The 13,204-nt window shown below is 71.0% G+C and carries 15 protein-coding genes; 9 read left to right on the forward strand and 6 right to left on the reverse strand.

From position 1 onward, the window contains the following. Positions 1-5 precede the first annotated feature (5 nt). From ABZ725_RS15425 to ABZ725_RS15435, 3 genes are all read left to right on the forward strand, one after another. Positions 6-752 carry an SDR family oxidoreductase gene (locus ABZ725_RS15425; RefSeq protein WP_351920562.1) on the forward strand — a complete coding sequence of 249 codons (747 nt, stop codon included), beginning with the start codon at positions 6-8 and terminating at the stop codon, positions 750-752. After that, entirely contained in the window at positions 749-1,819 is a 1,071-nt protein-coding gene (locus tag ABZ725_RS15430) for a low specificity L-threonine aldolase (RefSeq protein ID WP_358803181.1), read from the forward strand. Before ABZ725_RS15425 ends, ABZ725_RS15430 begins: the two co-directional genes overlap by 4 nt. 92 nt (positions 1,820-1,911) lie before the next feature. Then, positions 1,912-2,484 (forward strand): transglutaminase family protein, encoded by a 573-nt coding sequence (locus tag ABZ725_RS15435; RefSeq protein WP_358803182.1) that lies wholly within the window; start codon positions 1,912-1,914, stop codon positions 2,482-2,484. A gap of 33 nt (positions 2,485-2,517) precedes the next feature. On the opposite strand, the gene ABZ725_RS15440 is transcribed toward ABZ725_RS15435, so the two are convergent. Continuing rightward, positions 2,518-3,246 carry a lysophospholipid acyltransferase family protein gene (locus ABZ725_RS15440; protein WP_358803183.1) on the reverse strand — a complete coding sequence of 243 codons (729 nt, stop codon included), beginning with the start codon at positions 3,244-3,246 and terminating at the stop codon, positions 2,518-2,520. Positions 3,247-3,433: 187 nt separating this feature from the next. Further along, positions 3,434-3,850, reverse strand: coding sequence for a DUF4395 domain-containing protein (locus tag ABZ725_RS15445; protein ID WP_358803184.1), 417 nt, complete (start codon positions 3,848-3,850; stop codon positions 3,434-3,436). 75 nt (positions 3,851-3,925) lie between these two features. On the opposite strand from ABZ725_RS15445, the gene ABZ725_RS15450 reads away from it, so the two are divergent. The 4 genes from ABZ725_RS15450 to ABZ725_RS15465 all read left to right on the forward strand — a co-directional run bounded on the left by ABZ725_RS15450 (position 3,926) and on the right by ABZ725_RS15465 (position 7,090). Beyond that, on the forward strand, positions 3,926-4,339 hold the full coding sequence (locus tag ABZ725_RS15450; protein ID WP_351920541.1) for a thioredoxin family protein: 414 nt from the start codon (positions 3,926-3,928) through the stop codon (positions 4,337-4,339). A gap of 208 nt (positions 4,340-4,547) precedes the next feature. Further along, complete coding sequence (locus ABZ725_RS15455; protein WP_358803185.1) at positions 4,548-5,069, forward strand: flavin reductase family protein; 522 nt, start codon at positions 4,548-4,550, stop codon at positions 5,067-5,069. 219 nt (positions 5,070-5,288) lie between these two features. After that, on the forward strand, positions 5,289-6,077 hold the full coding sequence (locus ABZ725_RS15460; RefSeq protein WP_351920537.1) for an electron transfer flavoprotein subunit beta/FixA family protein: 789 nt from the start codon (positions 5,289-5,291) through the stop codon (positions 6,075-6,077). A gap of 50 nt (positions 6,078-6,127) precedes the next feature. After that, complete coding sequence (locus ABZ725_RS15465) at positions 6,128-7,090, forward strand: electron transfer flavoprotein subunit alpha/FixB family protein (protein ID WP_358803186.1); 963 nt, start codon at positions 6,128-6,130, stop codon at positions 7,088-7,090. A gap of 64 nt (positions 7,091-7,154) precedes the next feature. Here ABZ725_RS15465 and ABZ725_RS15470 read toward each other — a convergent pair whose 3' ends face one another. Then, on the reverse strand, positions 7,155-8,075 hold the full coding sequence (locus tag ABZ725_RS15470; protein WP_358803187.1) for an endonuclease/exonuclease/phosphatase family protein: 921 nt from the start codon (positions 8,073-8,075) through the stop codon (positions 7,155-7,157). 180 nt (positions 8,076-8,255) lie between these two features. Here ABZ725_RS15470 and ABZ725_RS15475 point away from each other — a divergent pair, with 180 nt between their 5' ends. Beyond that, entirely contained in the window at positions 8,256-9,560 is a 1,305-nt protein-coding gene (locus ABZ725_RS15475) for an aldolase (RefSeq protein ID WP_358803188.1), read from the forward strand. 56 nt (positions 9,561-9,616) lie between these two features. Here ABZ725_RS15475 and ABZ725_RS15480 read toward each other — a convergent pair whose 3' ends face one another. From ABZ725_RS15480 to ABZ725_RS15490, 3 genes are all read right to left on the reverse strand, one after another. Next, positions 9,617-10,006: a VOC family protein gene (locus ABZ725_RS15480; protein WP_358803189.1), complete on the reverse strand. Its 390-nt coding sequence runs from the start codon at positions 10,004-10,006 to the stop codon at positions 9,617-9,619. A 122-nt stretch (positions 10,007-10,128) separates the two neighbouring features. Beyond that, complete coding sequence (locus ABZ725_RS15485; protein WP_358803190.1) at positions 10,129-10,866, reverse strand: hypothetical protein; 738 nt, start codon at positions 10,864-10,866, stop codon at positions 10,129-10,131. A 7-nt stretch (positions 10,867-10,873) separates the two neighbouring features. Next, the gene (locus ABZ725_RS15490) at positions 10,874-11,911 is read right to left on the reverse strand and encodes a LacI family DNA-binding transcriptional regulator (RefSeq protein ID WP_358803191.1); all 1,038 of its coding nucleotides are present in this window, start codon (positions 11,909-11,911) and stop codon (positions 10,874-10,876) included. A 235-nt stretch (positions 11,912-12,146) separates the two neighbouring features. Here ABZ725_RS15490 and ABZ725_RS15495 point away from each other — a divergent pair, with 235 nt between their 5' ends. Next, positions 12,147-13,133 carry an ROK family protein gene (locus ABZ725_RS15495; RefSeq protein WP_358803192.1) on the forward strand — a complete coding sequence of 329 codons (987 nt, stop codon included), beginning with the start codon at positions 12,147-12,149 and terminating at the stop codon, positions 13,131-13,133. The last annotated feature ends 71 nt before the right edge of the window (positions 13,134-13,204 follow it).

Consider the following 13,204-nt stretch of genomic DNA (forward strand, 5'->3'; position numbering starts at 1 on the left):
AGACCATGGGGAACGGGGCTCTCAGCGGTGCGGTGATCGCGGTGGCCGGCGCGGGCGGACCCGCCGGCCGGGCGGCACTGCTCAGGCTTGCCCAGGAGGGCGCGACCGTCGTCGGCTCGGACAACGACCCGGAGCGGCTGGCGGAGGCCGTCGACCACGCGCGCTACGAGGCCGGCGGCGCCACCGTCACCGGCGACACCGTCGACCTGCTCGACCTGAACTCCACCCGCGAGTGGGCCACCCGCATCGAGAAGGACTTCGGCCGGGTCGACGGCCTGGTCCATCTCGTCGGGGGCTGGCGCGGCAGCGAGACCTTCATCAAGACCAGCCTCGACGACTGGGACTTCCTGGAGCTGCTGCTGGTCAAGACCGTGCAGCACACCTCCCTCGCCTTCGGCGAGGCACTCCAGGCCAGCGCGCGCGGCCGGTATGTCCTGATCAGCGCCGCGGCCGCCGGCAACCCCACCGCGGGCAACGCCGCCTACGCCGCGGCCAAGGCCGCGGCCGAGGCGTGGACGCTGGCCCTGGGCGACTACTTCCGCAAGGCCGGGGGCGCCGAGGGGCCCACCTCGGCGGCCACGATCCTGGTCGTGAAGGCACTGGTGCACGACGCGATGCGCGCCGAGCGGCCCAACGCGAAGTTCGCGGGCTTCACGGACGTCGAGGACCTGGCCGACGCCATCGCCGGAGTCTGGGAGAAGACCGCCCTCGAAGTGAACGGACAGCGTCTGTGGCTCACCGAGAAGCCGTGAACCCACCGAAGACCGACGCGCGTCGCCATCACGACCCCGAGGTCCGCGGTTTCGCCAGCGACAACTACGCCGGCGCCCACCCGGAGGTGCTGGCCGCCCTGGCCCTGGCCAACGGCGGCCACCAGGTGGCGTACGGCGAGGACGACTACACCGAGAACCTCCAGCGGATCGTCCGCAGCCACTTCGGGTCCACCGCGGAGGCCTTCCCGGTGTTCAACGGCACCGGCGCCAACGTCGTCGCGCTCCAGGCCGTCACCGACCGCTGGGGAGCGGTGATCTGCGCCGAGAGCGCCCACATCAACGTGGACGAGGGCGGCGCGCCCGAGCGCATGGGCGGTCTGAAGCTGCTCACCGTCGCGACGCCCGACGGCAAGCTCACCCCCGAGCTGATCGACAGACAGGCCTGGGGCTGGGAGGACGAGCACCGCGCGATGCCGCAGGTCGTCTCGATCACCCAGAGCACGGAGCTCGGCACCCTCTACACACCCGACGAGATCCGCGCGATCTGCGACCACGCCCACGGGCACGGCATGAAGGTCCACCTCGACGGCTCCCGGATAGCCAACGCGGCCGCCTCCCTGGACGTCCCGATGCGGACGTTCACCAACGCGGTCGGCGTCGACATCCTCTCGCTCGGCGGGACCAAGAACGGCGCGCTGTTCGGCGAGGCCGTCGTGGTCATCAACCAGGACGCCGTCAGCCACATGAAGCACCTGCGCAAGCTGTCCATGCAGCTCGCCTCCAAGATGCGCTTCGTGTCGGTGCAGTTGGAGGCCCTGCTCGCCAAGGACCTGTGGCTGCGCAACGCCCGCCACGCCAACGAGATGGCCCAGCGGCTGGCCGAGGGCGTGCGGGCCGTGCACGGCGTGGAGATCCTGTATCCCATGCAGGCCAACGGCGTCTTCGCGAAGCTCCCGCACGACGTGAGCGAGCGGCTGCAGAAGCGGTTCCGGTTCTACTTCTGGGACGAGTCGGCGGGCGTCGTGCGCTGGATGTGCGCGTTCGACACGACCGAGGAGGACGTGGACGCGTTCGTGGCGGCGGTCAAGGAGGAGATGGCGCGCTGAGCGGGCGTACGCGCACATGGATGCGTGCATAGATATGCGATCACCTGGAAATTAATTGACGCCCGGGTGATCGCTTTCTATGCTCTGCGTCCATGGAGCTGATCCAGGAGAACCCCGACCTGTCCGCGTACCTGGCCGCTGACGAGGTCATCGACCACCATCACCCGCTGGTGAGGCAGACAGCCGCGCGTCTCGCCAAGGAGGCCACGGACTCGTATGTCTATGCACGTCTGGCGTTCGAGTTCGTCCGCGACACCATTCCCCACTCGCAGGACTCCGGCGACCCGCGCGTCACCTGGCGCGCCTCCGACGTGCTGGAGCAGGGCACGGGCATCTGCTACGCCAAGGCCCATGCGCTGACCGCGCTGCTGCGGGCCGAGGACATCCCGACGGCGCTGTGCTACCAGAAGTTCGACGTGGTGCACGGACTCGTCGCCGTCCGCTTCCACGGCGCCTGGCACCGGCAGGACCCCCGCGGCAACAAGCCTGGTGTGGACGCGCGGTTCTCCCTGGACGGCGAACGACTCGCCTTCCTGCCCGACCCCGCGGCCGGCGAACTGGACTATCGCGGCCTTTACGCCACCCCGCACCCGGCCGTCCTCGGCGCGCTCAAAGCCGCCCCGGACCGGGCCCACCTCTGGCGGACGCTGCCCACCGCACTGTGAGCCTCCCCGCCGCGGGGGTGGCGCAAGCGGGCGTCAGCGCGCCTCGGCCTCGCGCACCTGCTCCGGAGTGGGCGCCGTGCCGCCCAGGTGGGCCGGCATCCACCAGGTGTCGCTCGCGTCCTTGGGGCGGACCGGGTAGGCGCGCTGAGCGGCCTCCAGAAGCTCCTGGACGCGCTCGCGCAACTGCCGGGTGATCGCGCCCGCGTACTTGTCGCGCGAGGCCTCGATGGCCTCGCCGACGCGGATGGTGATCGGGGTGTGGCTGCGCTTGAAGTTGCGCGGGTGCCCCTTCGTCCACAGCCGCTGGGTACCCCACACGGCCATCGGGATCAGCGGGACGCCGGCCTCCTGCGCCATCCGGGCGGCGCCCGACTTGAAGGTCTTGAGGCAGAACGACTGCGAGATCGTCGCCTCGGGGAAGACGCCGACGATCTCGCCGGAGCGCAGCGACTCCAGCGCGTGCGCGTACGCCGCGTCGCCCTGGTTGCGGTCCACCGGGATGTGCTTCATGCCGCGCATCAGCGGGCCGGAGATCTTGTGGCGGAAGACCGCGTCCTTCGCCATGAAGCGAACGAGACGTTTCTGCGGGAGCGCGGCCAGACCGTCGAAGATGAAGTCGAGGTAGCTGATGTGATTGCTCACCAGCACAGCTCCGCCAGAGCGCGGGATGTTCTCCGACCCCTTGCAGTCGATCTTGAGGTCCCAGGCCTTGAACAGCAGCTGGGCGAGGCCGACGGCGGGGCGGTAGACAATCTCTGCCATGGGCGGGGCGGACCCTTCCTTCTCCTTGCCGGGGAAGCCTCCGACGGCAAAGTTACGCAGCCGTAGGTTTACGGCATCTCGCAGATCGTGCCCCAAGAACGGCCGGGGAGCCAGTCCTGGTGCCCGGGAACCGCGAGATTCTCGTCACTTCAACCCCCTTGATCCACCTCGGGCTTTTAAGTCGCCTTTACTCCGCGCGTACCGAAACCCGGCGTACGAGCAGGTACATCTCGCATCCGAGGCAGTACCCGAAAGCAGCATTGAGGAAGGCGGCCGCGAGCGCCGCCCCGGTCGCCGCGAGACCCAGCCAGTCGGGCCCCAACGTGAGTCCGACGAGGCCGACCCCCGCGAACAGCAGTCCCACCGACTGCGCGAACCGCGGCGGTTGAGGCGACTCGAACTCCGTCGGCGGTCCGATCCGCGGCCGGACGACCCTGCGGAACACCCAGCCGTACGGCGAACGCCCCACCCCGCCCGCCGCGCCGAGCGCGAACGCCGCCGTCTGCCAGGCCAGCAGCCAGGCGCTGCCCGTGATCAGCACGACCGCGAGCACTACGGTCGTCACGGCGGCCCCGAAGCGCGGGCCCCTCGCATCGATGTCCATGAATCAAGCATTCCGCAACGGAAACGATTCCTGGGCCCGGGAATCTTTGCAGTCATGTGAACGCTGGAGGAGCTGATGACCGGACTGCTGGTGTGCGTGGCGGTGCTCGCGGCGGCGAGCGCCTACGGAGTGCTGCAGCGGCGGCGGAGCGGGAGGGTGCGGGTGCGCGGGCGGGACGAGGGAACACGGCTCGGAGCGGACCGGCTCGGCGGCGAACTCGGCGAGCGGGCCACGCTCGTGCAGTTCTCCAGCGCCTTCTGCGCCCCCTGCCGGGCGACCCGCCGGGTCCTCGGCGAGGTGGCCGGCGTGGTTCCCGGAGTCACCCACATCGAGATCGACGCCGAGGCGCACCTGGACCTCGTCCGCGAACTCGACATCCTCAAGACCCCGACCGTCCTGGTCCTCGACGCCGACGGCCGCGTCGTGCGACGCGCCACCGGTCAGCCCCGCAAGGCCGACGTCATCGCGGCCCTGGGGGAGGCGGTGTGACCCGTCGGCAGGGGGCGGTGAGGCATCTCCCAGATGCCGGAACGTACTTGACTGCGCCCGCCACCTATCGTCAGCCTGACCGTATGCCTGAGGAACTCCTGCTCCATGGACGGGTCCACGTCGACCTGGTCCGTACCGCGAGCGCGCGCTGTCCGGTCCGTTGAGCATCCACGGCCCGGCACGCCACCTCCGGCAGAAGGACAGTCTCATGACGGCCACGCCCGACCTCGGCGCCGCTCAGCTCGCCTCACCCGATCTCCTGCGCTCCGTCTTCCGGCGGCACGCGGCGGGAGTCGCGGTGATCACCGCCCCCGGTGCGAGCGGCCCGGTGGGCTTCACCGCCACCTCGCTCAGCTCCGTCTCCGCCGAACCCCCGATGCTCTCCTTCGGGATCGGCACCGGCGCCTCCAGTTGGCCGGCCGTGTCCCGGGCCGAGCATGTCGGCGTCCACATACTCGGCGAGCATCAACAGGCGCTGGCCGCCACCTTCGCCAGGAGCGGCGCCGACCGCTTCGGCGCGCCGACCGGCTGGCGCGAGGGCCCGGCGGGCGTTCCCGTCCTGGACGACGTGCTCGCGTGGCTGGTGTGCCGGATCGTCGCGCGGGTGCCCGCGGGGGACCATCGCATCGTGCTGGCCGAGGTGATCCAGGGCGATCCGGCCGGTGATCAGGCGGGCGCGGGCCGTCCGTTGTTGTACCACCAGGGCCGGTTCACCGCTCTGCGGGATTGATCACTGGCCCGTCCTCCTGCAAAGCCGTCGAGTTCCGATTACGCTGCGTTGCAAAGGTCACAGTTCAAAGCGCTTGCTTAGCGGGGACGAACTGGGTGTACTGACGAGTAATATTTCGGTCGGAGCGCGGGCCGCCCCAACCGGGATCGGCCGCTTGTGGCACCTATGCTGCCTGGAAGAAGGCAGCCGAAGAACTGACGATGCAGTAGGAGAGCCGGCGTGAGCTTGAGGATCGTTGTCACTGTGAAGTTTGTGCCCGACGCCACTGGCGACCGGCACTTCGCCGATGACCTGACCGTCGACCGGGACGACGTGGACGGTCTGCTCTCCGAGCTCGACGAGTACGCGGTCGAGCAGGCGCTGCAGATCTCCGAGAACTCCGACGACGACGTGGAGATCACCGTCCTGACGGTGGGCCCCGAGGACGCCAAGGACGCGCTCCGCAAGGCCCTGTCCATGGGCGCCGACAAGGCGATCCACGTCGAGGACGACGACCTGCACGGCACCGACGCCATCGGCACCTCCCTGGTGCTCGCCAAGGCCATCGAGAAGGCCGGCTACGACCTGGTCATCTCCGGCATGGCCTCCACCGACGGCACCGCCGGCATCGTCCCGGCCCTGCTCGCCGAGCGCCTGGGCGTCCCGCAGGTCACCCTGCTCTCCGAGGTCTCGGTCGAGGACGGCACCGTCAAGGGCCGCCGCGACGGCGACGCCGCGAGCGAGCAGCTGGAGGCCTCCCTGCCGGCCGTCGTGTCGGTCACCGACCAGTCGGGCGAGGCGCGTTACCCGTCCTTCAAGGGCATCATGGCGGCCAAGAAGAAGCCGGTTCAGGCCTGGGACCTCTCCGACCTGGACCTGGAGGCCGACGAGGTCGGTCTCGAGGGCGCGTGGACTGCGGTCGACACCGCGACCGAGCGCCCGGCCCGCACCGCGGGCACGATCGTCAAGGACGAGGGCGAGGGCGGCAAGCAGCTCGCTGAGTTCCTCGCGGGCCAGAAGTTCATCTAAAGGCCCCTCGCAGACCGCCCCTCAACTTCGTTTCGCAGGAGAGCAATCCCATGGCTGAAGTCCTCGTCTACGTCGACCACGTGGACGGCGCCGTCCGCAAGCCCACCCTGGAGCTGCTGACGCTGGCCCGCCGCATCGGCGAGCCGGTCGCCGTCGCCCTCGGCTCGGGCGCCGAGAACACCGCCGCCGCGCTGGCCGAGCACGGCGCCGTCAAGGTGCTGACGCACGACGCCTCCGAGTACGCCGACTACCTCGTCGTACCGAAGGTGGACGCGCTGCAGGCCGCCGTCGCCGCCGTCTCCCCGGCCGCCGTGCTGGTCCCGTCCTCCGCGGAGGGCAAGGAGATCGCCGCCCGCCTCGCGCTGCGCATCGGCTCCGGCATCATCACCGACGCGACCGACCTCGAGGCCGGCGACGAAGGCCCGGTGGCCACCCAGTCGGTGTTCGCCGCGTCCTTCACCACCAAGTCCCGCGTCTCCAAGGGCACCCCGGTCATCACCGTCAAGCCCAACAGCGCCGCCGTCGAGGCCGCCCCGGCCGCAGGTGCCGTCGAGGCTCTCGCCGTCACCTTCTCGGCCCAGGCCACCGGCACCAAGGTCGCCGGCCGCACCCCGCGCGAGTCGACCGGCCGTCCGGAGCTGACCGAGGCCGCGATCGTCGTCTCCGGCGGCCGCGGCGTCAACGGCGCGGAGAACTTCGCGATCATCGAGGCCCTCGCCGACTCCCTCGGCGCGGCCGTCGGCGCCTCGCGTGCCGCGGTGGACGCCGGCTGGTACCCGCACACCAACCAGGTCGGCCAGACCGGCAAGTCGGTGTCCCCGCAGCTGTACATCGCCAACGGCATCTCCGGCGCCATCCAGCACCGCGCCGGCATGCAGACCTCGAAGACCATCGTGGCCGTCAACAAGGACGCCGAGGCCCCGATCTTCGACCTCGTCGACTACGGCGTCGTCGGCGACCTCTTCGACGTCGTCCCGCAGCTCACCGAGGAGATCAACACCCGTAAGGGCTGATCGTCCGACAGTCGCACGACTGAGCGAAGGCCCCCGTGACCCTGCCGGTCACGGGGGCCTTCGCTCATCCCAGGGTCACGGAGGCCTGCACCGGCAGATGGTCGCTCGGATACTGGCCGTTCACGGTGAAAGCGTCGGTCCACTCCCGGTGGACCGTGACGCCCGGCGTCGCCAGGATCCAGTCGATGCGGTCCCCGCCCGGTATGAGCGCCCGGTACCCGTGGTACGTCCCGTACACCCCGCCACGCGCGCGTGCCGTGTCCCAGGTATCCACCAGACCGGAGGCCAGCAGCGTGTCGTAGACCGGACTGGCATGGGCGATGGCGTTGAAGTCGCCGGTCACCAGCAGCGGCAGGGAGCGGTCGAACCGGGCGAGCCGGTCGGCGATCAGGTCGGCGGAGCGCACACGCGCGTTCTGGCTGCCGTTGTCGAGATGGGTGTTGAGGATGCAGAACTCCCGCCGCGCCCGCAGATCACGGAAGCGGACCCAGGTGACCATGCGGGGGTAGTTCCCGCCCCAGGTGTTGGAGCCGCGTACCTCGGGCGTGTCGGAGAGCCAGAAGTGCGCGTGCTCGACCGGGGCGAGCCGGCGGGTGTCGTAGAAGACGGCCACCGCCTCCGGGTCCTCCACGCTGCGGCCCTTGGCGATCCAGTCGTAGTGCGGCCCGAGGTCGGCCTCGATGTCGCGTAACTGGGCCGCCAGACCCTCCTGGGTGCCGATGACGTGCGGAGCCGCCCGGCGCAGCAGCGCCCGCATCACCGGACGGCGGACCGGCCAGGTGTTGGGATCCCTGGCGCCCGGGTAACGCAGGTTGAACGTCATGACCTCAAGTGGTGCATTGGACGCGGGCGCAAGCGCTGCGCGCACCCGGCTCTCCTGCTGCGGGGCCGAAGCCCCTGCCGTGCCGAGCAGCGGCACGGCGGCCAACGCGGCCACCATGCTCTTCAGCCCCGCCCGCCGGGTCGGCCCCGTGGTGCCTGTCATGAATCCCCTCCCCTTGTGGGAAAGGATGCAGGGGAGAACGGTTGTACGGAAGGGGGAATCGGTGTGGCAGTGAGCGCAGGGACCATGCCGTGGACAGGGTGTTGACCCACCGGAAGCCGCATGGATAACTTCACTCTACGGATTACTGATTCCGTGCAGCGGAAAACTGGAGGGTGTGGAATGGGCCAGGGCCAGCAGGAGACGGTCACGACGAGCCTCGCGGGCGCCGTCAGCGAGGAGATCAGCGCCTCCCTCGCCCCCGTCGACGCCGAACTCGACCGCCGCTACCCCGGAGACCCCGGCACCCGCCAGCCCGTCCACACCGTCTACGTCCCCGGTGACGCCTTCGCCGCCGACACCGTCCGCTCCTGGGGCGACAAGGCTCTTGCCGCCCTCGACGAGCACGCCCCCGACGCGGCCTCCTTCGCCGCCTGCCTCGGCCTGGCCGACGAACTCGCCGAGCCCGTGTACGCGCGCGTACGGGCCAAGCTGGAGCGCGAGCCCATCGAAGACCTGCGCGTCGACTTCGAGGACGGCTACGGCCCCCGCCCGGACGCGGAGGAGGACGAGACGGCCGCCCGGGCGGCCCGGCTGATCGCCGAGGCGTACGCCAAGGGCACCGCGGCCCCCTACATGGGCATCCGCATGAAGTGCATGGAGGCCGCGGTGCGCGACCGGGGCATCCGCACCCTCGACATCTTCCTCAGCGGCCTGATGGAGCACGGCGGCCTGCCCGACGGCCTGCTCCTCACCCTCCCGAAGGTGACGTACCCGGAGCAGGTCACCGCCATGGTCGCGCTCCTGGAGGCCTTCGAGAAGGCACGCGGACTGGACGCCGGGCGGCTCGGCTTCGAGATCCAGATCGAGACCAGCCAGTCCATCCTCGCCACCGACGGCACCGCGACCGTCGCCCGCATGATCCAGGCGGCCCAGGGCCGGGCCACCGGGCTGCACTACGGCACCTTCGACTACAGCGCCTGCCTCGGCGTCTCCGCCGCCTACCAGGCCAGCGACCACCCCGCCGCCGACCACGCCAAGGCGGTCATGCAGGTCGCGGCGGCCGGCACCGGCGTCCGCGTCTCGGACGGCTCCACGAACGTCCTGCCGGTCGGCCCGACCGAGCAGGTCCACGACGCCTGGCGACTGCACTACGGCCTCACCCGCCGGGCCCTCGCACGCGCCTACTACCAGGGCTGGGACATGCACCCGGGCCACATCCCCACCCGCTACGCGGCCGTCTTCGCCTTCTACCGCGAGGGCTTCGCCCAGGCCGCCGAACGACTCTCCCGGTATGCCAACCGGGCCGGCGGCGATGTGATGGACGAGCCCGCGACCGCCAAGGCCCTCAGCGGCTACCTGCTGCGCGGCCTGGACTGCGGCGCCCTCGACCTCGCCGAGGTGACCGACGCGACCGGACTCTCCCGGACGGCCCTGGAGGGCTTCGCGGCACCTCGACGAGGCGATCTGACGGCTTCAGGCCGCTGACCACCGGTCACCGACCACCGGCTACTGACTACCGGTTGGCGGCCGCCGACGACCGACTACTGCTCGGGGAACTCGTACGGGCGCGTGATGATCTCCATCCCGTGCCCGGCCGGATCCATGAAGTACAGGCCCCGGCCGCCGTGGTGACGGTTGATCTCACCCGGCTGCCTGCCGTGCGGATCCGCGAAGTACGTGATCCCCGCCCGCCTGATCCGCTCGAAGGCGGCGTCGAACTCCTCGTCGGAGACGAGGAACGCGTAGTGCTGGACGACGATGGACTCCGGCGCGATGGTCGCGAAGTCCAGGGTGACCTTGTTGCTGGTGTCGACCGGAACGAACGGGCCCCATTCGGCCCCGACTTCGAGCCCCAGGATGTGGGCGAGGAACTCGGCGGACTCCCGGTTGTCACGGGAGTGGACGATCGTGTGATTGAGCTCGACTGACATGTGTGGAATGCCTCCGTAAGGCAAACTCACGGGCACCTCCATGCCTCACCCGGTCGGTGACCGACACGCGATGCCGTTCGAACACCCTAACGGACGACAACGGACGACGGCGTTCGAGCAAGCTAGCCGACGCGCAGATGCTCCAGGCCGGACGCGGTCACCCTCTTCTCCTCCGCGAACAGTCGAGTGCCTTGCTCGCACAGCCGGGCGTCGGCCCGGGCCCGCGTGCAGAACTCCTCCGGGGTCGCCCCGAACAGCCGCCTCAACGCCGGTGACACGGCGAGGAGTTCGGTGATCAGGGCGCGCTGGCCGGGATGGCTGCGCGGGGCACCGGAGCCGTTGTGCAGCACGCCGTGGTGATTCACGTACGCGAACGCATCGAGGAGCGCCTCGCCGTTCTCCAGCTCGACCCGGAAACCCGGTGCCGGCAGCAGTACCCGGTCGTAGTTCGGCTCGGTCGCATCCACCACGTCGAGCTGCTCCCCGTCCAGCCAGATGACGAACAACTCCGTTGTGACACCGGGCGCGGCGACGGGGGAGGCGGACACATAGCCGAGCCGGCTGATGTGCGCCGACACGCCCACCTCGACGCCCGTCACCCGGGCCTTCACCATCGGGACGGGTGAGGTGATACCGGACTCGGCCATCTTGTGCCGCAGTTGGGCGGGGCTGGCGTTGGAGCCGACGGCCACCACCGGCGTCCGGCCGGGGTGTGTCAGCCGGTCCAGCGGCAGCAGTTCGTCCCCGTCGAGCAGCCCGGAGCCGGCCGGCCAGGCGCCGGGATAGGTCAGCGGACGGTCGCGCGGAGCGTCCGCCAGGCCCAGCGCCTCCAGCGTGCGGTGCTCGTCGTGGGCGTCCATGGGCGCCTCAGTCCGCCGGCGGCAGCTCGCCCGAGCCGCGGGTGACGAGCCGGGTCGGCAGTTCGATGTGCTCGGGAACGATCAACGAGCCGTCCAGCTGCCGGAACAGCCGCTCGGCGGCCGTACGACCGAGGGCGGCGGCGTCCTGGGCGACCACGGTGACCGCCGGCTGGAGCAGGTCGGCGAGCTCCAGGTCGTCGAAGGCCACCAGGGCGACCCGGCGGGTCCGCTCGGCGAGCACCCGGATCACGGTGACCGTCACCCGGTTGTTGCCCGTGAAGATCGCCGTGACCGGATCGGGCCCCGACAGCATCTCCTCGGCGGACCGGCGCACCCGCAGGGGATCGGTGGCCCCCAGGGACATCCAGGCGTCCTCCACGGGTATGCCGGCGTCGTCCATCGCCGCGCGGTAGCCGCGCAGCCGCTCCGCGGCGGTGTGGATGCGCGGCATGTCGCCGATGAAGCCGATCCGGCGGTGCCCGTGCGCGACGAGATGGGCCACGCCCTCGCGGGCGCCGCCGAAGTTGTCCGAGACGACGCAGTCGGCCTCGATCCGACCGGCCGGGCGGTCCACGAAGACCGTGGCGACGCCCGCCTTGATCTCGGGCTCCAGGTAGCGGTGGTCGTCGCCGGCCGGGATCACCACGAGACCGTCCACCCGCCGCGCGCACAACGCCAGCGCCAGTTCCTGCTCACGGTCCGGGTCCTCGGCGCTGGAGCCGTTGATCAGCAGTGCCCCGTGGGCGCGGGCGACCTCCTCCACCGCGCGGCTGAGAGGACCGTAGAACGGGTCGGCGAGGTCCTCCAGGACCAGGCCGATGCTGGCCGTGCGGCCCTTGCGCAGCACCCGGGCGCTGTCGTTGCGGCGAAAGCCCAGCGCGTCGATGGCCTCCTGGACCCGGCGTTCCGTCTCGGGCGTGACGCCCGGCTCGCCGTTCACCACCCGCGACACCGTCTTGAGGCCGACTCCGGCCCGAGCGGCGACGTCCTTCATGGTGGGACGGTTGCCGTAACGGCTCTCGGGTCGGCGCTGCGTCTCGGGCACGATGCGGTGTCCTGTCCTGTCGTCCCCGGGACACCGTCAGGCGCGCCGTCCGCAAAATGTTGCGCACGGGGGTGTGTGGGTCCCAGGGTTTGTATGAGGATGTGGCGTCGAGCATAGAGCCTGGACAACGTTGTCAGATGCGGGAGACACTGTCCACCGCAATCTCCGGCCCGCGTCCCCCAACCGCTGGACCGGCCAGCCCTTTCTTCATGGTGGACCGGGAGTACCCAGACTGATGCACACCGACCTCGTGGCCGCGCTGGACATCGGCGGCACCAAGATCGCCGGAGCGCTGGTGGACGGCGACGGCACGATCCTGGCCCGCGCGCAGCGCCCCACGCCCGCACAGGAGAACGGCGACACCGTGATGCGGGCCGTCGAGGAGGTGTCGGGGGAGCTGACCGGGTCGCCGCTGTGGGAGCGCGTGCACGCCGTCGGCATCGGCAGCGCCGGACCCGTGGACGCCTCCACGGGCACGGTCAGCCCGGTGAACGTGCCCGGCTGGCGAGACTTTCCGCTGGTCGACCGGGTCCGGGCGGTGACCGGGAACCTCCCGGTCGAGCTGATCGGCGACGGCGTGGCGATCACGGCGGCCGAACACTGGCAGGGCGCCGCCCGCGGCCACGACAACGCGCTGTGCATGGTGGTCTCCACCGGCGTCGGCGGCGGCCTGGTCCTCGGCGGCCGACTGCACCCCGGTCCCACCGGCAACGCGGGGCACATCGGCCACATCAGCGTCGATCTCGACGGCGATCCGTGCCCGTGCGGCGCGCGCGGCTGCGTGGAACGCATCGCCAGCGGTCCCAACATCGCCCGCCGGGCCCTGGAGAACGGCTGGCAGCCCGGCCCCGACGGCGACGTCTCCGCGGCCGCGGTGGCCGCCGCCGCCCGCGCGGGCGACCCGGTCGCCGTGGCCTCCTTCGAACGGGCCGCCCAGGCCCTGGCGGCCGGCATCGCGGCCACCGCGACCCTCGTCGAGATCGACATCGCGGTGATCGGCGGAGGCGTGGGCAAGGCGGGCGAGGTCCTCTTCGCCCCCCTGCGCCGGGCCCTCCTCGACTACGCGACCCTCTCCTTCGTCCAGCGCCTGACGGTGACGCCCGCCCAGATGGGCACCGACGCGGGGCTGGTGGGGGCGGCCGCGGCGGCCCTGACGGCAGGAACCGGACAGACCGGGCGCACCGGGCGGACGGAGGCGGGAGCCGCGGCCGCGGGGGTCTGAGGGCCCCGGGTCCCTGAGGTTCGCGAGTCCCTGAGGTTTTGAGGTCCTGAGGTTCCTGAGGGAACGTTCCG

Source organism: Streptomyces sp. NPDC006872 (genome assembly GCF_040635845.1).
Lineage (GTDB): Bacteria > Actinomycetota > Actinomycetes > Streptomycetales > Streptomycetaceae > Streptomyces.